Below are 18,989 nucleotides of genomic sequence, written 5' to 3'. Positions count from 1 at the left end.
TGATTCCATTTTGACTATTAGGGTTAGATTAGGAGAAAGGAGATAACCAGGGAAAGATAAAATATGAATAAAAAAATAACGGATGGAGTAATAGACTTCACCCGCTTTAATATATTTGACCTAACAAATGAACACCATTATGTAATCACATTTACTTGGAAATTACAAATGAGGTGGCATAAAAATACGTAAGCAAAAAAAAGAGGGGCAAATGCCCCTCAAAGGTTAATGCTCCAAGTAGTTATACGAGTTGGTTACTCATTTCTTTGGCAAATGCTTCAGCATTTAAGCCAACAAGTAAGTGCAATTTGTTGTTATCAAGTTTAACAACCCCATTTGCACCAGCTTGTTCAAGGGTAGCTGTATCAACAGCGTTACCATCTTTTACTTCTATCAGTAGACGTGTTGTTGCACAGCATTCAACGTTACTGATATTGGAGGCTCCCCCCAACGCTAGAATAAAGTTTTTAACTTTTTCTGGTACGCTGGGGTCATGCGCCTTTGGGCTGGTGGGTACTCCTTCAGCTGAAGTTGCAGCTACAGGTGTAACAACTTCATCATCGGCTGATGAGTTTTTCAGATATTCTTCCATATCTGTCTTGAAGTTCTCAGACTGAGGACCAAAGATTGCTTGAACCCCGTTACCGACTACAACACAGCCAGCAGCACCTAAGGCTTTTAGTTTAGCTTGATCAACTTTCGCTACATCGTTGACTGAGATGCGTAGACGAGTGATACATGCATCAAGGCTGGTGATGTTTTGTCTACCACCGAAAGCGATAACAAGCTGTTTAGAGAAGGCAAAGGCTCCATCTGCATGAGCTTCTTCCAGAGTATGCCCCACAACTTCATCTTCACGACCAGGTGTTTTCAAATTAAATTTGACGATTACTGTGCGGAATACGAAGTAGTAAACAGCTGCCCAGAGAGGTCCAATTACTAAGAACCACAGTGCATTTGAAGATTGATTAAACAGTACTATGTAATCAATCAAGCCATGAGAGAAGGTAGTACCGTGTTTGATACCCAGAGCGATACAAGTGTAGAAAGCTGCACCAGCTAATAAAGCATGGATAGCATATAGAACAGGAGCAACAAACAGGAAGGCAAACTCGATAGGCTCAGTGATACCTGTCAGGAATGAAGTCAACGCGGCTGACATCATGATACCGCCAATTTTGGCACGGTTTTCAGGCTTAGCGGTATGCCAAATAGCAATAGCAGCTGCAGGTAGACCCCACATTTTGAACAGATAGCCACCCGCTAAGTTTCCTGCGGTTGGATCATAAGCGATATAACGGTGGATTTCACCACGAACAGTTTCACCTGCGCTGTTAACAAACTCACCCACTTCGAAGAAGAAAGGTACGTTCCAGATATGGTGTAAACCGAAAGGAATTAATGAGCGCTCGACAACCCCGTAGATGGTGAAGGCAAGGCCAGGGCTTTCACTCGCTGCCCAGTGAGAGAAGCTTTTGATCGCGCCGCCAATAGGAGGCCAAATGAAGCTTAAGACGGCACCTAATGCGATGGCAGCAAATGCGGTCACGATTGGCACAAAGCGCTTACCGGCAAAAAAGCCTAAGTACTGGGGAAGCTTTATGCGGTAGAACTTGTTGAATAAGCCTCCCGCAATACCACCTATGGCTATACCACCAAATACCCCAGTATCTATGGAGTTGATCCCCATAATGGCTTTGGTTTCAACACCGTTAGCACCAGAGATAACACCCATCGTACCTAGAAGTACAGCATATCCTACAACGGCTGCTAGAGAGGCAACCCCGTCATTCTGGGTTAAGCCTAATGCTACACCGATGGCAAAGATTAGTGGCAGGTTGCCAAAAATAGCACCACCCGCTTGCTCCATTACACTGGAGAGCATTTCTGGTAACCAAGTGAAATCTGCGGCACCGACGCCTAACAGAATACCTGCTACCGGTAGTACTGATACTGGTAGCATCAGCGCCTTACCGATCTTTTGCAAGAATGCAAAAGAAGACTTGAAGTCAATCATTGTGTCCTCCTTCCTTTTTCAAGGAAACTGCTTTTTTATTTAAATTGTTTTGTACTGCTCATTTCATTTTTCTAAATTAATTTTTCTTACTTCGGCTGCAGACTCAAGATTGAGGGCTTTCTCTGCTAACTGCTGACAGTCAGCAAGTTTGAGGCCTCTAATCTGAGCTTTTATTTCAGGTATACAAGGAACACTGACACTCAACTCATCAACACCTAGCCCGACAAGTAGAGGTACTGCCTGAGGATCAGAAGCAACAGCACCACATACTCCTACCCATTTGCCATGCTGGTGAGCACCTTCAACCGTTTGTTTTACCAGGCGCAAAATACCTGGATGGAGGCTATCAATTTTCGCTGCCAGTTCGGGGTGTCCCCGATCCATCGCGAGGGTGTATTGAGTAAGGTCGTTGGTGCCGATTGAGAAAAAGTCAACTTCACGGGCAAACTGCTCTGCCATCACTGCAGTAACAGGCACTTCAACCATGATTCCTATTTCAACGGAGCCAACATTTAGTTTCTCTTGCTCTTCCCGAATCATTGCTTTTGCTTGGCGGAGTTCGTCAAGGTTAGCAATCATTGGAAACATAATGCGCATCTTACAGCCGTTAGCGGCTTTTAAGATTGCCCGAATTTGAGTACGGAGAATATCTGGGTAGGCAAGGCCAATCCGGATACCACGCTGTCCCAAAAAGGGGTTTTCTTCGTCAGGTAAGCGCAAGTAGGGTAGGGGTTTATCACCACCTACATCCAGCGTACGGATGATAAGTGGACGATTCTTTCCAAGGGTATTAGCGATGTTGCTATAAATAGTGAATTGGTCTTCTTCACTAGGCTCGGTAGTGCGGTCAAGATAAAGAAACTCAGAGCGTAATAGACCAACGCCTTCACCGCCCATTTTAACGGCTTCAACAGCTTCCTGCTCATTACCAATATTAGCCGCCACTTCAATACGATGGCCATCAGTGGTTACTGCAGGGTCATTTGCGGCTGCTAAGTCTGCTTGACGCTTCTTAGCAATAGCCTTTTTGCGAGCAATAGCTTCATCAATTGTTGCTTGATCAGGGTTTAGGCGAAGCTCACCTTTTCCACCATCTAAGATCGCTGGAGTGTTGTTAGCCACTTCGAGTAAGCGTTCATTCAGGCCAGCAACATAGGGCACATCTAGAGAGCGGGCAATAATTGCTGCGTGTGAGGAGGTTCCACCCAGTACGGTACAAAGTCCAATAACTTTGCTACGGTCTAAGTTTGCGGTGTCGGATGGAGTTAAGTCCTCTGCGACTAAGATAGCATTCTCAGGTAGTTCTATATGGCTTTCTTCTTCACCCAGTAGGCAGCTCAGTACACGACGACCAACATCTCTTAAATCGTTAGCACGCTGAGCCATTAAGTCATTGCTAAGAGAGGACAGTACTTTAACATGCGTATTGACAGCACCTTGCCAGGCAAAAGCAGCACTTTTGTTTTGATCAATAGCGTCATTAGCGATATCAAGTAAATCAGGGTCATCTAACAGCTCACAATGGGCTTCAAATATTTTGGCATTTTCAGCATCACCATCGGCAGCCATTTTGTGCTGGAGAGCTAAAAGCTGTTGCTTACTATGCTCAATAGCCGTTTGTAACATTTGACGTTCAATAGCAGGTGCTTCACCTCTTTCTGGAATGTCAAATTGTTGCTGTTTTTTCTGAACGATAAAGCCATGAGCCAGGCCTGGAGAGGCGCTTACTCCACATAGCAGGTTAGGATCATTGCTGGTTTCAGGGAGAGGTTTGACACCATGTGGTACCCGCTTTTTCTTAACAGGTTCCGCACCTTTTTCTCCCAGCCCGTCTAACATGGCATTCTTGACTTCTGCTAAGGCTGCTTCAGCATCTTCACCAGAGGCAGAAAGGTAAACGATTTCATTGTTGCCAACATCCAGTCCCATAATGGCTACAACGGACTTGGCATTAGCTTGCTGGTCTCCTTTATGGAGATGAACGGCTGACTTATATTTTTTAGCAATACTGCTAAGCACTGCCGCGGGGCGGGCATGCAAGCCAGAAGGGTTAGGGATTGGAAAAGACTCAGTAGTAACCGTTTCACTAGGAGCTGCGGCGGCAGATTCAGTATATTCTCCTAGATGAAGAGTTAATACGGTGTCACGGTTAGCTTCAACAGGACCTTCGGCGTATTGAAACTTAGCCACCTGATCACTATTTGTGATAACAATTTGAGTGAGTAGGCTTGCAGCTTTAGTCGCTACAATATCCATATCAAACTCAATCAGAGCATCACCTGCTTTTACTTTATCGCCTTTTTTTACGAGCGGTTTAAAGCCTTCTCCTTTCAGCATTACCGTTTCCAAGCCGATATGTATCATGACTTCGATACCGTCGTCAGTGGCAATGGTGACTGCATGATTTGCTGAGTGAAGCTGACTTATTTCACCTCTACAAGGTGCCAGTAAGCAATTAGTGACAGGGTCAATTGAAATACCATCGCCAACCATTTTTTGTGAAAACACAGGGTCTGGTACTTCGGTAATGGGAAGTAAATATCCCGTAAAGGGGGCTTTAAGGACAATTTTCTTGGCAGAAACTGCTTGGGGCATTATTAACATCTCCTTCCATACCCACACGGATTAAAAGCCATTTTTGGGCAAGGCATGCTGCGGATATTGTTATATACAGTCTTGATTGCTGCTTAATTTAGTAAATTCAGTGTAGGCACCGTTACCCTTAAAATACTTGATTTATCGCAATTAAGCAGGATGAGCTAAGAAACAAAGTGTAAGGATATACTCAACTAAACTTAGCTTTGTAACAGAAATATTACAAAGGAAGACAAAGCATCTTTTTTGTTGCTTAGAAGATGCTAACGTAAAAAAGGCGAGGTATTTGTAAAGATATATTTAATTTAACAATGGATGAAATAGATGAAAACTTAGTGCTTATCTAAAACAGGTCCATAGCAGTTTTTCTAGGGAAGTGAAGCGTGGTGTATAGTAATGTACCTATCTTCACTAACACAATAAGGGATTAGCGAACAGCTACTGGTTGAATTCACAAAACAGTAACGTAGATCTACTGATCCAGAAAGTAGTTTTAAAATGGATTAACTGATATAGAAATAACTATACATAAGATGTGGCATAGCGTAGAAAAAGAAGAAAGGAAGTAAAGCACCTCGCATCATGGACAGATTGACTGAAATGTAAGTGGAGTAAGCCTTTTTATGTCAGTAGTGGAAAACAAGAATGCAATTGTTACAGGGGCTGGAAGTGGTCTAGGCTCTGCGCTAACAGCACAGTTAACCACCCAGGGTTATCATGTGGCAGCACTAGGAAGAACTGAGAGTAAGCTTGAGAAGTTAGCCGCACAGTATAAGCAGGTTACTCCCTTTCAAGTGGATTTATCGTGTGAAAAGGATGTGAAGCAAATATTTTCTACACTGGCTAATTGGCAAGAGCCATTTACTAAGGTTTTTTGCTGTGCAGGTTCGGGCAAGTTTGGTCCCATAGGGGAGTATAATCAAGCAGCGATACAGCAAATGGTAAATGATAATTTGCTCAGCATGATGCTAGTAGCACAAGCTGCTATAGGTTTAATGTGTCGTCAGCATACACCAGGATTACTGATAAACGTGATGTCCAGTGCTGCTCAAATAGGAAAAGCCAATGAAACAGTCTACTGTGCAATGAAGTGGGGATGTCGAGGCTTTACTGAGGCCTTACGAGCGGAACTTGCTGATACTAATATAAAAGTAGTGGGTGTGTATCCCAGTGGTATGAAAACAGACTTTTGGCAAGCGCATAGCGTTAACCATGATCAGTATTCACACTATATGAATCCTGATGAGGTAGCGAGTGTAATTATGGCAAATTTACAGGAAATGCCTAGTTGTTACACGGCAGATATAGTCATTAATAAACAAAAGAGGTAAATTCTTAGTTGTTGAACAGGGACGTCTACTTACCACAAAAAATTGAAAATAGGGAAGACTCTCATTATGTCTGCATTATCGGTGGCCCTTCATGCACTTTTTAATGATGACGTCACACGTAACCGCGTGGCAGTGCTTTTACATCAGTTACAGCATAAAAACAGTTCAGAAAAAACAAACCCTCGTCCTCTTGAAATTGCAGAGGTACCTTGTCCGGATTGCATAGAGTCAGTAGGAGAGAGTGGTTTGACATGTATTTGGTGGGAATTGGACAGTGGTCGAATTGCTTCAAGTGATTTAATTCAAGCGCTAGCAAAGGCAGGTGCTCAGCGTTTTTTTTCATACTTTAATGCTATTGAATATGAGCCAGAAGAATATGGTAATGACTTCTTCTTTACATTAGCGGGTGATGGCGTTCATGTTCTGGAGGGAGAGTTACAAGACTTGTTTCATCGTCTGGATCATGCTCGAGAACAAAATCTGTCGCCACAAGCCGTATTGTTAAAAATTTTGCCAGAGTTGGCGATCCGTGTGAATGAAGGCTCGGTTTATTTGGGGCGAGCAGTTCAGGTATAGACTTGGCATACAGCCTTTCATAAGAGGGTAGGAATTTATTATTAGCCTCTTTACAATGCGCGCCATAATAACCGTGACGAGGTTATGCCTTACGTGTCAGTGACACAATGGTAAGTCATTAATCATGGAGCAATGCATGTCTTGCAAGAAGAAAGTTTTTATCGCTTATACTGGTGGCACCATTGGTATGAAAAAGACGGCCAGTGGTTGGGCACCGGCACCGGGTTTTTTAGCTGAGATGATGCAAAATAACCCGGTTTTTCATAGTGATATTATGCCTCAATATGACATCTACGAATTTTCACCCTTGTTAGACTCGTCAAATATGACTCCACGTAATTGGGTGATGATTGCTGAAGAGGTAGCACAGCGCATTGATGACTACGATGGGATTATTGTTTTGCATGGTACGGATACAATGGCATATAGTGCATCTGCACTATCCTTTATGTTGGAAAATTTACATAAACCTGTCGTATTTACAGGTTCACAGATACCTATGGTTGAACCTCGGACAGATGCCATCCGTAACTTAACCAATTCCCTCCTCATCGCAGCTCATGAATCAATTCCTGAAGTATCGCTTTACTTTGACCAGTATTTATACCGTGGTTGTCGTGCAGTTAAAGCGCATTGTGATAATTTGTCAGCCTTTGCTTCGCCCAATTATCCTCCATTGGCTGTTGCCGGTATCAATATTGAGGTTAACCAACAACTAGTTCGCGCAGAGCCAACAATTGAACATGGTGGCTTAAGCCTACACAAAGAAATGGATCCTTATGTAGGGATTCTTTGGCTTTTTCCTGGAATCACGGCAGAGGTCGTCAGTAACTTTTTACAGGCTCCCCTCAAAGGGGCAGTGATACAAGCCTATGGTGTGGGTAATGGGCCTAGTGCAGATCCCCAGTTTGTGGCAGCACTGCAAGAAGCACATCAACGAGGTGTGGTATTAGTTGATTGCACGCAGTGTTGGTCGGGACGTGTAAATATCACAGGTTATGCGACAGGAACAGGTATGGCTGCTGCGGGGGTGGTGAGTGGCTATGATATGACGCCTGAAGCAGCGCTCACAAAATTATTCTACTTATTTGGTAAAGGTTATTCATCTCAGCAAGTAGAGCAGTTAATTCAACAGAATTTAAGAGGCGAGTTGACAGCGCACCTTTAAATAACAACTTAGCTACAAGCACTGATATTAACTATTTAAGCAAGTTATTAAGTATCAAGGCTAAAATGTGGAATTTACGACAGTTTTTTCCTACAACTTATGAAATACTGACACGCGTAGTACTACTACTGAATTATAAAGATAGTGAGTGAAGGGTATATAAACAAAGCTGTATAAAAAGCTGTAATAAGTTGCCTGCACACTTTTAAAAATTCAATGGTAGTAAAACTGCGTGGTTACATGTTCAACATCAGGGATGAAGCCACATACTATATTATTGCCAACAAGGATGATGATAAAAATTAAATGCTGGCAGGGGCGGGTGGCGTTTTACCTGGGTTGGTTTCATGTATTCAATATGGACTTTTTACCTTGAGATAGGATCATGAAAAAACAACTTGCCAGCTTTGTGGTTATTGCTGTAGCACTTTTGAGTGCATCAACAGTACAGGCTGGGATTATTCGAAATGGTGGTTTTGAGTCAGCAGATATAGATGATGGCTGGTATTATGATGCTAACCCCGAACCAGTAGCTGCTGTTAAAGATGTAATATCGCAAGATGGAAGGCATTACAAAGCTGCCGAAGGGGCGTATATGGCTAGCCTGCCTACTAGCAGTGCCTTACTCAACAATATGCTGACGTGGCATGCTGGTGATAAGCTTCAGTTTAAATGGTTAATTACTGATGCCAATGTCGCAGCTACTTTTCTTATGCTGGACAATGGTATATCGGTATCTGAACGCTTAGATCTGACAGGTGAAATTGGAAAATGGCATACATTTACATACACCTTTGACAGCGATGGAACTCCTTTTAACCAGGCATTTGGCTATCAAGGATTTGGTATGCCTGGTAAAGGCCAGTTACTCATTGATGAGGTACAGTTGCTCACCGCCAGTGTGGTCAGTGAACCATTGAGCTTAGGCCTTATGCTGTCAGTTTTGTTGGTTTGGTGTCCTCAGCGGAAAAAAGCCTGTATGCAGTAAGTGTTACATGTAAATGTTATATAGTAGAGCAAGGTGTATTTGCAATACACCTTGTTTTTATAGCTTGCTGTTACAGTAAACAGGATTAAATAAACTTTTAACGGCTTTATTTACTTAGCCGACGAAGAGCATTACCTGTCAACGCATAATGTAAATGCCCCGATGCTTTAGTAGCACCAATGGCTTTATAAAAGCTAATAGCCGGGTCATTCCAATCAAGTACACTCCATTCCATACCGGCGTAACCACGCGATAAGCAAACTCTCGCTAGTGAAGTAAACAGATGTTTACCTATACCGTTGCCACGAAACTCAGGGAGAATAAAAATATCTTCTAAATAGATATAACGCTTCCCTAAAAAGGTACTGTATAAGGTTTGAAATAAAGCAAAACCAGCAGGTTGACTTTGATTGAATGCAAGAATTGTTTCTGCAAGAGGAGACTCTCCAAATAGGCAGTCATGCAGGTTTTCTGGCTTAGCGATCATATCATGTGGGCGCTGCTCATAGTCAGCTAAGCCTTTAATCATGGAGTGAATAAGAGGGATGTCTTCTGGTTTTGCCCAGCGCAGTGATATTCGAGAATCATCGAGTTGAAAAGATGAACTCACAAGCAAACTCCTAACCGTTTCATTTATCTTCTCTTTACACAGATCTTACCAGTAAGACGTATTCGCGCCATAAAAACATTATCAAAGTAGTGAATCTAAATGTAATATAGACCATCCTAACATTTATTCTAATAAAAATTACTTAACTAAAACTATATCTGTTCTAATACCGCCAAACCAAAACCTTCCCTACCAAAGTCATTGCCATTGTACAACATATAGACATTTCCATCGTTAACAAAAACATGAGGGTAACACTGCATATTTGAATCCCAACCAGTCTTAGACACATCTATACCTACATTCTCATCATCTCTATACCAATGTTCAAGATCATCAGAATAAGCATAACCAATTCGATAACTACATGAAGGGTTTGTGCGGAAATCTGTGGCATGTCGATAACAAAAAAACAAATGGAAACGATGATTAAAAAAAAACAAGGAAGGTAGTGCTTGGCATTCATACTTATTAATCTTGTCTGGTATAATCTGTCTTCCACTTCGTTGCCAGGTGAGTCCATCATCAGAGTATGCATATGCTATTTTATAGACTCTTTCAGGCATCATATTTTTTCTAGATGCAGGTAGCCACTCAGGTGAAAAAATATACCACATATGAAACTGACCATTTATAACCTTTACAAAAGGATCTCCAATAATACAAGGCTCGTGAAGTGTAGCTGAGAGTATTGGCCCAAGCCCCACTCTTTGAAACGTATCTCCACCATCAAAGCTTTCAACAAAACCGATAGCGGTATCAATCGGCACCGACTGTTTTCGATGTATACCACTGGTATAACCTATAATTCTATTGCCATGATGGAGCACATTAAGAGGAAAAATACCATGTTGATCAAAACATCCTAGTTTTCCAAGTTCAAGCACGGTATGTTGAGATAACACTGTTATATTTGTTAATGATTCATCCATATCAATAAACGCAATATGGCTGAGGTATTTATTATTCTGATCAACTTTCCGCAGAGAAAAGTAAATACGGATACTATTTTCCCGTATTAATACCTGTGGTGCTTGCGCATAACCAAAACATCCGAAAGGTAAATTATGATTATACGGATTAAAAATTAATCCTAACTTTCGCCATTTCATATAATATGATTTATTTTAAAGCCTTATAATCAATCAACCTAGCGAGTCCAAAACCTGTTTTGCCAATGCCATTGCCCTGATACAACATATATAGCGTATTATCATGCTCAAATATGTGCGGATAACTGACACTCTCAGCATCCCAACCGGTTGTAGAAGGTTTGATGCCTGCTTTAGAGTCATCCCTTGTCCAATCATACAGGTTTGCAGAATAAGCATATCCTATCCTATAGCCACGTGCTGCATTTTTAAAATTAGTCGTATACCTGTATGAAAAGAACATATGGTATAGTCCCTCAAAAAAAGTGACATCAGCACTGGCTTGGCACTCGTGCTCATCCAAAATATCTGGAATGACAGGTTTTCCTTGCTTCAGCCAATTTATACCATCATCAGAAACTGCCATCCTAATTTTATAAATAGGCTCAGGACGCGAACACTGTAGTGAAGCTGGCAACCACTCAACACCGGCGCTATACCACATATACCACTGATGATTAAAAATGCGTACTCTAGGGCTACCAATAACAAAGGGCTCATCAATGCTATAACTAATAATTGGGCCATCACCCAGCCGTTCAAAGTGTTGTCCATCATCACTGACTGCCAACCCTATAGCGGCGTTGAATGGAACAGCCTCACAACGGGTCCAGCCCGCATAAAAAAGCCAATAACGGTTGTCGTGACCAACGATGCAGGCAGGGTAAATACCAAACTCATCAAAACAGCCTAACTTACCCAGACTTAATACAGGCTCAGCGGAAATACATTGAATATCAAAAAAGTCATGTTTATTTAAGTCTAAATAACCTGTGTAACTTACAAAATTACCAAACTCATCAGGATCAGGTCGACTTGAAAAAAAAATACGAAAACGATCACCTAATTTTAAAAGGGTAGGGGATTGGGCAAAATGTTTTAACCAGTAAAGAGTGTAAACGGTTTGAGGGTCAAAAATGCGTCCTAGCTTTTGCCATACAAACATACTAAACCTACGATATTCTGTAATCAGGAGGCAATTTGCATAAATGAGAAGCACCTGTTAACAAACACCCATAATAATAATCATCAAAACCGGCGTTATTCATAAGTTTAAATACCTCATCTACTGGATACTCTATACGGAATAATTGAATATCCCCATGATCCCAAATGGCATATGCTGCCCTTGGATCATTATCTCGAGGCTGACCTACTGAGCCAGGGTTACAATAAATTTGATCACCATAGTCACACAATATTTGCCTGTGAGTATGCCCAGAGAAAAAAAACTGTCCTCGAAGCTTGGAAAAATATGCTGCTTCAGGTTTTAGGTATTCATCTAGAGGATTTGTCCATCCACCATGCAACATGTGTATGTCATTAACAGTTCTATACAGAGGTAACGTGCTTAACCAATTTAAATGGTCTTCATCAATAATCGAACGTTGATAATCAATACATATGTTAACACTCTTCGAACGTGCGCAATATCCACCCACCATGTACCAGTCATGATTTCCCATAATACAATGGATATGCTGTTGTCTGAGCGCTCTACAACACTCGTTGACTTGCGGGTAATAACCAACAATATCACCCAAACAATAAATAGCATCAACGCTTTCAGTTTCTAACGCTTTAAGAACGCGTTGTAATGCTACATAATTGCCATGTACGTCAGAAATGACTCCCATCTTCATAAAATACACAGTCCTCAATGTAACGGACAACATAGCCAGGTTTTATGACAGGTAATGGTGGATTGTGTCCTTTTAAGAAGTAATTCAGTGCCATTACAGCCTCATTATAGCCCAACAAAGCACGTATTGAGGTGGAAGATGATATCCTCGGATTAACTTCGAGTAACTTATACTCTCCTTTATGAAGCCTAAACTGAAAGTTTGTAGGACCCAATGGTTTTAAAATAGTGCATAGCGCTTTTAAAGTGCTATCAATATCATTTAGCTCAACAAATTGGCCGAAGTCGGTGTATCCCATTGGAGACAATGTACGCTTTAAACACAGTTTATTAAAGAAGTCACCTTGACCATCACCAAATACAGCAACACTATACTCTTTCGCTTTGTTTCCAATATAGGGTTGAACAATATAAGTATCAACAAATGAAGGTGGTAATGAAGAAAGGCCAGCTTTATTTTCAACCAATTGATGTCCCCTGCCAGCATAGCCTTCTCTTGGTTTAAACAATATAGGATAAGAGGCATGATTAAGTGAGCTAATGTTACCGTTCCATTTTTGGGTAGGGATAAGGCAAGGTAAGTTATAATGTTGTAAAAACTCAAAAAAAAGCCATTTATCTCGACAAAGGTTAATTAATTTTTCCTGATTAAGTAAAGGAAAGCAGTTACTATCGGCAAGTTGTTGGCGGTGCTTGTTTAAAAAAAATACATCAGCTTCTATTCCTGGTATGATGGCCTGAATATTAAAGTTTGTGACGGTTTCCAACAACCAATTTAAGTAACCACTATTACTGGTAGCTGGTGCTTGTATAAAGGTATGGCAAAATTTACTAGCAACTGACACTGGATGAATTGATGATCCAAATAGTGTTAAAGGAAAAGGGGCTTCCTTAAGCGTTTTAAGAATACCATACCCAACAATGCCACTGGCACCAGTGACTAAGATTGCAGTTTGTTCATCCATAGTTTTTATAATAATCTTTAATGCCTGCAGCAAGGGTTATTTGGGGTTCAAATCCAATTTGCTGATAGAGCGTAGGCGCATAACTAAATATATTATCCAGTCCATCTGTTTGATCAGGGTTAAATTTAAGCTTACTGTTACTTTGGCATACCTCAACGGCTGTTTGGACAAGCTCTTTGTAGCTTATATTCTTAGGATGAAGGCATTGATAAGTTCCAACAACCCGTTGTCTTACCACTTTGTCAATAATTTGAGCGACATCATCAATATGTATATAATTTCGTTTTGCTTTACCTGTGCCATAAAGCGCTATGGTTTTACCTAAAAAGACATCATCTAAAAGCTTATAAAAAAAAGGCTGATGTTTTTTACACTGAGCACTTCCATAAAACTGGGCGGGGCGCAAAATAGTTATTGGAATTTTATATCCGGCACAAAAAAAGGCAGCAAGTTCTTCTCCATGCTTTTTAGATAATGCATAGCTATTAAAAAAGGGGGAGTGACGGTCAAGTAGTGTAAAAATAGTCGATATATAAATAACATGCTGTACTTTTAATTTTTCTGCAAGCAAACAGACTTTATAGGTACCTATAGCATTAATTGCTTCAGCTTTCAGAACATCTTCTGGATTATCTTTTACGGACTTTCCAAAATAAGCCGCTGTATGAATAAGTACTGATATGTTACCCATACTATCTACGATACCGTCTTCTACAGGATTTTCTAAATCAAAATAAATATCACAATGGCGCCGTCCTACCGTAATAATATCAGCATAACGTGACAAATAAGGAATAAGCTGTTGTGCTAATGAAGAGCTGCCACCGGTCAGTAGAATCTTCATAACCCATATAATTCCTTTTACGGTGATGGTTCTACACAGGCTTCTATCAGTAAGCCGCAACATAACTCAGGGTATTCGATGCCAACTTGACAAAGTGCATGATAAACTGAACGATTTAACTTAAGGGATCTCATTTGTTCACTGGTGAACGGCTTTAGGTAAATGCCTTCTTTCGTAGTAATAATAAAACCTGCTTTGCGGACTTCTTGGCAAATACTGTCTATGTTATAAAATCTTTGGTGACCAAGGGCTATATCATTCGGTGACAGCTCCTTTAAGTCATCAAGCAGCCCCATATAAAAACCTAATCGCCGGTTTAATACATCTGCATTAGGTACAGCAATAAATAGTCTGCCCCTAGGAGCAAGGTAATGTCTATATTTTGTTAAAATAGCATGGGGATCATCAACATGCTCCAAAACAAACCCCATAACAATGACATCAAACAGCGTGTTGTGAAGAGGCAAATAGTCTTCAAAATAACTCAGTATAATATTGCTGGTGCATCCAGGGTACTGCTTTTTAAAACGTTGAATAATCGATTCAGAACCTTCAATAATCGTATGAGAACTAGCCTGTTTAGACAGCATTTCAGAGGCAATACCATGTCCTATACCAAGCTCTAAAAGCCTCGGCACAACACCAACCAGTTTGGCAATACGATGGGCATACCAATGCAGCATAATCTCATTATCAAAAGCGTAGGGGTTACTATCATCATAGGCTGCAACAAGTTGATCAAGTGGGTTGCTCATATTATTCTGTTTCCAAAGTAAACTGTTGCAACAGTTGCTGTATTTTCTCAATAGAATTGAACATCATTACATCTAAAATCGATAGCCACGGCACGAAAGTACTACCAAGCTGGGTATACTCAATTGCGTTGGGCTTTAAAAAAGCCAGCTTGATACCTGCTGCGTTGAAAGCACAATGATTATAGAGCTGTTTTCCTCCTATTGGATTAATATATTGCGTAGCCCCCAAAGATTGACAGATAGAGATTACTTTTTGTTCTGATCGTAAGCTGTGGTCAATCTGTTTAATATCTGAAGAAACAATCAGGGGCGTCTTAATATGCAAATAACTTAAGACTTTAGTTAAGGAATGAAAAATAAACCAAAATAAATTGTAATTTTTTACAGTAAAAATATCCTTAATTAATGGCTTAACATACAATAAATAGGGCGCTTTATGATAGGCATGTTCAAACTGACGCAGTAACTTATTTAAGTCTTGTTGTGCATCTGGCGCAAGCTGCCGCTCAATAATAGACAAATGATCATGGTCTTTTTTTATTGGCAACGAAAAATACTTTGCCTGGTGATTTGATAAATAACGATTGCGTTTGATCCAGCTTTTCTTAGTAAACTCAATACGATCATAAATCACAAACTGATCAACAACGTTTATTAATTGAAAATAACCAATATAAGGTAGCAGGTAAGGTTGCATAATGGCTACTTTCATCACAAGGTTCATCAGCTTAGCATATAAATTAAACAGCCTAAGTGTGGTTAAAATTTAACCTTATAGTTAACACTATAGTCCACTCCTGTTAAACCTGTATTTCAGCTCAAAACTAACTGTTCTTTTAGTGTCCAAAATTTACTTGCTAATGACCAAATCAGCTCCAGTCAAAGCGGTATTTGACTCTGTAATCAACAGCACTATTGTTCAAGCTATAACAATTGCCACACCATAAAGTTGCTCAATTTCACATTATTAATAAAACATAGATTACATTTTTTTTGTGGTTTGATTAACTTGCACAACCAGTGACGCCTACGTGTTTATAACAGTATGACTCAGAATATTAGTAGGTTGGCACTCTTTTCTAGATATTTACAAGCCCAAAATACTCCTAACGATGTGTTAAATCGTTAACAAAGGGTATAGATAGAAATAGCAGGAATTGCATCATGGTACATAAATCAATATCCACAGTGTTATTAGTGGGTCTTAGTCAGTTATCTGTAGCAGTATGGGCTGCTAACCAAGCACCTGAAGTGCGCGGTCAAAGTGAAACCATTCGTCAAGCAGGTAAGCATCAAAGCTGGGTATGGGGACAAGACCCAGAAGGTCAAACACTGACATTTGAAATCGTCAAACCTGCACGGCATGGTAAGGTTACATTAGACCCCAAACTTGGTCGTTATACCTATGAGCCAAGTCAGTCCACAGATTATGACGAGTTTTCTTTTCGGGTATTTGATGGACAGCAGTGGTCTGCATCAGCACCCGTCCAACTTAACTTTACGGTTAAGCAAACCAATAAACCAACCACCCATACGAAACAGCCAGAACAGCCCACCAACCCTAAACATACAAACAACACTAATAACAGTAACAACCAAGCACCTGAAGCAAGGGGCCAGGCTGAACAACTGACGTCTTTTGCTCCTCATCACAGCCATGTCTGGGCTCAAGATAAAGACCGGGATCAAATGACTTTTCAGGTAGTACAAGCACCTAAACATGGAAAGCTTAAACTTGACCGTAAAACCGGCCGCTATACCTATACTCCTCAAAGTAACCAAGCGAATTATGATGAATTTAAGTTTCAAGTGTCGGATGGTCAAAGCACATCTAAAATTGCCACCGTACAATTAATGCTTAATTATGTAGACCTCAAACCTACACAACCTGTATCGCCCACGACACCCACCACCAATAATCCAAATACCCCAAAACAACCTACGACACCTGTTGCTAAAAAACCAACAACAAAACAGCCAACAGAACCTAAGCAGCCTACAGTTGGTAATAAATCACCAAATAAACCATCAACGCCTACGACCAAAACCCCCGAAAAACCTATTGACCAGTATCGATCAAAAGACGATTTCTCTGCCAATGTAAAAGAAGTGCTAAGTAATGACTTTTTTTCTCCAACATTTAACCATGGTGCCACTAATCGCTTGCATGATGTAGCACTTGCTATCGACTTTCTTGCACGCAACGGTGATACCACAGATGGTGATTTAGACAAATTGCTCTATTACATCCGTGCCTTCAATTACTATGGAAATATGAAGGAAATACCTGTTGCAGATTTAGCGTTACTTAATAATGCGCTTCTGGCTGTAACACAAATGTCAGACTTTTATACTAACCAGGAATCAGCAGCTGCCGTTCAAGAAGGTTACGTTGTCGCACTAAGCGGTTTATTCCGACAAGCTCGCATCGCAGAACAACTCTTATCACATATTGATGTTGTTGCTCAGCTATTGACTCATTTTCAGCAGGATGGCATCAGTAAGATTAAGCGCCATGCCGACAGCATTTTCGAGACCCTTAATATTGTTGATGAGTTGGGTTATCACTCGAAAAATATGCGCGAAACTGCTTATAAGTCAGTGAAAGAAAAGGTTAAACAAGCCAATCTCGCAGAACGTGTTGCCAAACTAGGGGGAAGCGAACAAGGGCTTTGGCAAGGTAAAGATGCATTCGTACTCTTTAATGCCATTGAAGCTCTGGGAAATTTGTATTTACGTGATGATTCCGACTGGAATAAGCAACTTGATAATTATGCAGCAAATTTAGTACGCCAATATCAACACTATGCAGACCAGGAAGAGTTAAAAAGTAACTTTTACGTCTACTACGTAAATAAAACACGTTATTATGATCGTAATACTACGGCAGAGGAAGCTTGCGAAAAAGACTTCTCTGGTCTGTGTCATATTTACAAAGTTGATGAAATACTACCTGTTGAGCATACCTGTAGCTCCACACTTAAAGTCAAAGCGCAAGAGTTAACCACAGCACAACTGGGCTACATCTGTAGTGAACTAAAAGATATGGAAGCCACCTTCCATCAGAAGTTCACCAGCTCAACTAAACAGCAGCCTGTTGCTGATGACTATAACTCAAACTTAGAGCTGGTGATTTTTGACAGTCCAGATGACTGGCATAAATACGGTGGTGTGCTTTTCCAGGTGTCCACTGACAATGGAGGTATCTATATAGAGGGTGATCCTTCTAAAAAAGGTAATCAGGCACGTTTCTATGCTTATGAACGCCATGACTTAAGTGAATGGCAAGTCTGGAATTTACGTCATGAATATGTGCACTATCTGGATAGCCGTTTCAACCAGTATGGTCGTTTTGGTCATCACCCACTGCAATTGACCACTTGGTGGGCAGAAGGCTTGGCAGAATATATGGCCCATGGTAAAAGCAACAAACGTGGTATGAGTGTTATGCAACGTTATACACCTGCACGCCGTCCAGGTTTTACCGATATCGCACAAACGTCGTATGATCAGGGTGATGATATGGTCTATCGCTGGTCTTACTTACTCCACTGGTATTTAGATGAAAACACTCCTACACAATACTTAGATCTGGCCAGTGCTTTACGTGAAAAAGACTCAGCAATCTACAAAGAGCGTTTAGGAAAATTGGGTGAACACTTTGGTGATAAATTCACTACGTGGCGCGATAGCAAACTTACACAATCAAGTCCTATGATTGCAGCTGACCGTTATGTAGCCAGTGATTTACAAGCGGCAACCATATATCACAAACGGGATAGTTTAGCGCATTCTCCACTACAGCAACGTCGCTATAGTACAGCAAGACCACCACGCCGTAACTAACCTGTTTTAAAGCAACAATAAAAGGCGGTTGCAGCTTACCTGCAGTCGCCTTTTGCTTTTTAGAATGGCAGTAAACCTAAATTGGGGCTACGTGTTAATGCCACAGCCACTATATAAAAAAAGGCTAAATATGCGCCAATAAGTGCAAACAGCCTTAGCTGATAGGTTTTACCGCGTTTTAACGCAACTGTACCTAATAGAATATAAACAATTAATGCACAGACTTTTGCCGTTAGCCAGCCATAAACAAAAGGATACTGATGCAGTATTATCGTCAAAACGATGGCACTCACTAACAACACTGTATCAATAATGTGTGGTAAAATTCGTGCTATACGGCTATTGAGCCAAGGCGACACCGTCAGCATGCCATAGGCTCGTACACTGAATGAAATAAAGGTTAGGACCACACAGGTTAAATGAATATGTTTCCACAAAAGGTAACTCATTAATTCGCCTTAGCTTCACTTTACTGATATAAAAAGCGTCTGATTTAGCCGT

At 40.8% G+C, this 18,989-nt stretch carries 16 protein-coding genes; 5 read left to right on the top strand and 11 right to left on the bottom strand.

Annotated elements, in window-relative coordinates; all coding sequences use genetic code 11:
* Positions 1 to 241: 241 nt before the first annotated feature.
* Positions 242 to 2,017 carry a PTS glucose transporter subunit IIBC gene (gene ptsG / locus KHS79_RS20700; protein WP_027707741.1) on the bottom strand — a complete coding sequence of 592 codons (1,776 nt, stop codon included), beginning with the start codon at positions 2,015 to 2,017 and terminating at the stop codon, positions 242 to 244.
* A 63-nt stretch (positions 2,018 to 2,080) separates the two neighbouring features.
* Positions 2,081 to 4,612, bottom strand: a complete 2,532-nt coding sequence (gene ptsP, locus KHS79_RS20695; RefSeq protein WP_233468533.1) for a phosphoenolpyruvate--protein phosphotransferase — start codon at positions 4,610 to 4,612, stop codon at positions 2,081 to 2,083.
* Positions 4,613 to 5,235: 623 nt separating this feature from the next.
* On the opposite strand from ptsP, the gene KHS79_RS20690 reads away from it, so the two are divergent.
* From KHS79_RS20690 to KHS79_RS20675, 4 genes are all read left to right on the top strand, one after another.
* Positions 5,236 to 5,943, top strand: a complete 708-nt coding sequence (locus KHS79_RS20690; protein ID WP_212721547.1) for an SDR family NAD(P)-dependent oxidoreductase — start codon at positions 5,236 to 5,238, stop codon at positions 5,941 to 5,943.
* 66 nt (positions 5,944 to 6,009) lie between these two features.
* A complete protein-coding gene (locus KHS79_RS20685) occupies positions 6,010 to 6,519 on the top strand; it encodes a hypothetical protein (protein WP_027707744.1) in 510 nt (169 codons plus the stop codon).
* A 136-nt stretch (positions 6,520 to 6,655) separates the two neighbouring features.
* A complete protein-coding gene (ansA, locus tag KHS79_RS20680; RefSeq protein ID WP_212721537.1) occupies positions 6,656 to 7,687 on the top strand; it encodes an asparaginase in 1,032 nt (343 codons plus the stop codon).
* A 385-nt stretch (positions 7,688 to 8,072) separates the two neighbouring features.
* The gene (locus KHS79_RS20675) at positions 8,073 to 8,675 is read left to right on the top strand and encodes a hypothetical protein (RefSeq protein WP_094787280.1); all 603 of its coding nucleotides are present in this window, start codon (positions 8,073 to 8,075) and stop codon (positions 8,673 to 8,675) included.
* Between the two features lie 106 nt (positions 8,676 to 8,781).
* Here KHS79_RS20675 and KHS79_RS20670 read toward each other — a convergent pair whose 3' ends face one another.
* The 8 genes from KHS79_RS20670 to KHS79_RS20635 form a co-directional block, all read right to left on the bottom strand.
* A complete protein-coding gene (locus KHS79_RS20670) occupies positions 8,782 to 9,285 on the bottom strand; it encodes a GNAT family N-acetyltransferase (protein WP_211233616.1) in 504 nt (167 codons plus the stop codon).
* Positions 9,286 to 9,437: 152 nt separating this feature from the next.
* Positions 9,438 to 10,397: a glycoside hydrolase family protein gene (locus KHS79_RS20665; protein WP_212721532.1), complete on the bottom strand. Its 960-nt coding sequence runs from the start codon at positions 10,395 to 10,397 to the stop codon at positions 9,438 to 9,440.
* Between the two features lie 10 nt (positions 10,398 to 10,407).
* Positions 10,408 to 11,382 (bottom strand): glycoside hydrolase family protein, encoded by a 975-nt coding sequence (locus KHS79_RS20660; RefSeq protein WP_212721529.1) that lies wholly within the window; start codon positions 11,380 to 11,382, stop codon positions 10,408 to 10,410.
* Positions 11,383 to 11,389: 7 nt separating this feature from the next.
* Positions 11,390 to 12,079, bottom strand: coding sequence for a metallophosphoesterase family protein (locus tag KHS79_RS20655; RefSeq protein WP_212721527.1), 690 nt, complete (start codon positions 12,077 to 12,079; stop codon positions 11,390 to 11,392).
* Positions 12,057 to 13,043, bottom strand: a complete 987-nt coding sequence (locus KHS79_RS20650; protein WP_212721514.1) for an ATP-grasp domain-containing protein — start codon at positions 13,041 to 13,043, stop codon at positions 12,057 to 12,059. The genes KHS79_RS20655 and KHS79_RS20650 overlap by 23 nt, the downstream gene beginning before the upstream one ends.
* Positions 13,036 to 13,887: an NAD-dependent epimerase/dehydratase family protein gene (locus tag KHS79_RS20645; RefSeq protein WP_212721502.1), complete on the bottom strand. Its 852-nt coding sequence runs from the start codon at positions 13,885 to 13,887 to the stop codon at positions 13,036 to 13,038. Before KHS79_RS20645 ends, KHS79_RS20650 begins: the two co-directional genes overlap by 8 nt.
* 17 nt (positions 13,888 to 13,904) lie before the next feature.
* Positions 13,905 to 14,642 carry a class I SAM-dependent methyltransferase gene (locus KHS79_RS20640; RefSeq protein WP_212721500.1) on the bottom strand — a complete coding sequence of 246 codons (738 nt, stop codon included), beginning with the start codon at positions 14,640 to 14,642 and terminating at the stop codon, positions 13,905 to 13,907.
* Position 14,643: 1 nt separating this feature from the next.
* Entirely contained in the window at positions 14,644 to 15,354 is a 711-nt protein-coding gene (locus KHS79_RS20635) for a WbqC family protein (protein ID WP_212721498.1), read from the bottom strand.
* 452 nt (positions 15,355 to 15,806) lie between these two features.
* On the opposite strand from KHS79_RS20635, the gene KHS79_RS20630 reads away from it, so the two are divergent.
* The gene (locus tag KHS79_RS20630) at positions 15,807 to 18,488 is read left to right on the top strand and encodes a collagenase (RefSeq protein WP_212721496.1); all 2,682 of its coding nucleotides are present in this window, start codon (positions 15,807 to 15,809) and stop codon (positions 18,486 to 18,488) included.
* 59 nt (positions 18,489 to 18,547) lie between these two features.
* Here the strand turns inward: KHS79_RS20630 and KHS79_RS20625 are convergent, their stop codons facing one another.
* A complete protein-coding gene (locus tag KHS79_RS20625; protein ID WP_094787289.1) occupies positions 18,548 to 18,937 on the bottom strand; it encodes a SirB2 family protein in 390 nt (129 codons plus the stop codon).
* Between the last annotated feature and the right edge of the window lie 52 nt (positions 18,938 to 18,989).

The organism is Zooshikella ganghwensis (assembly GCF_018263875.1).
Taxonomy (GTDB): Bacteria; Pseudomonadota; Gammaproteobacteria; order Pseudomonadales; family Zooshikellaceae; genus Zooshikella; species Zooshikella ganghwensis.
Note: the sequence above shows the minus strand (reverse complement) of the source record. Positions and strands in the feature narration are given on the sequence as shown.

Bases quoted from the DNA above. Each gene is read 5' to 3' on its own strand.
- KHS79_RS20665 (WP_212721532.1), bottom strand. From the start codon at position 10,397: ATGAAATGGCGAAAGTTAGGATTAATTTTTAATCCGTATAATCATAAT.
- KHS79_RS20625 (WP_094787289.1), bottom strand. From the start codon at position 18,937: ATGAGTTACCTTTTGTGGAAACATATTCATTTAACCTGTGTGGTCCTA.
- KHS79_RS20675 (WP_094787280.1), top strand. From the start codon at position 8,073: ATGAAAAAACAACTTGCCAGCTTTGTGGTTATTGCTGTAGCACTTTTG.
- KHS79_RS20645 (WP_212721502.1), bottom strand. From the start codon at position 13,887: ATGAAGATTCTACTGACCGGTGGCAGCTCTTCATTAGCACAACAGCTT.
- ptsP (WP_233468533.1), bottom strand. From the start codon at position 4,612: ATGCCCCAAGCAGTTTCTGCCAAGAAAATTGTCCTTAAAGCCCCCTTT.
- KHS79_RS20655 (WP_212721527.1), bottom strand. From the start codon at position 12,079: ATGAAGATGGGAGTCATTTCTGACGTACATGGCAATTATGTAGCATTA.
- KHS79_RS20630 (WP_212721496.1), top strand. From the start codon at position 15,807: ATGGTACATAAATCAATATCCACAGTGTTATTAGTGGGTCTTAGTCAG.
- KHS79_RS20690 (WP_212721547.1), top strand. From the start codon at position 5,236: ATGTCAGTAGTGGAAAACAAGAATGCAATTGTTACAGGGGCTGGAAGT.
- KHS79_RS20660 (WP_212721529.1), bottom strand. From the start codon at position 11,382: ATGTTTGTATGGCAAAAGCTAGGACGCATTTTTGACCCTCAAACCGTT.
- KHS79_RS20685 (WP_027707744.1), top strand. From the start codon at position 6,010: ATGTCTGCATTATCGGTGGCCCTTCATGCACTTTTTAATGATGACGTC.
- KHS79_RS20640 (WP_212721500.1), bottom strand. From the start codon at position 14,642: ATGAGCAACCCACTTGATCAACTTGTTGCAGCCTATGATGATAGTAAC.
- KHS79_RS20635 (WP_212721498.1), bottom strand. From the start codon at position 15,354: ATGAAAGTAGCCATTATGCAACCTTACCTGCTACCTTATATTGGTTAT.
- KHS79_RS20650 (WP_212721514.1), bottom strand. From the start codon at position 13,043: ATGGATGAACAAACTGCAATCTTAGTCACTGGTGCCAGTGGCATTGTT.
- ptsG (WP_027707741.1), bottom strand. From the start codon at position 2,017: ATGATTGACTTCAAGTCTTCTTTTGCATTCTTGCAAAAGATCGGTAAG.
- ansA (WP_212721537.1), top strand. From the start codon at position 6,656: ATGTCTTGCAAGAAGAAAGTTTTTATCGCTTATACTGGTGGCACCATT.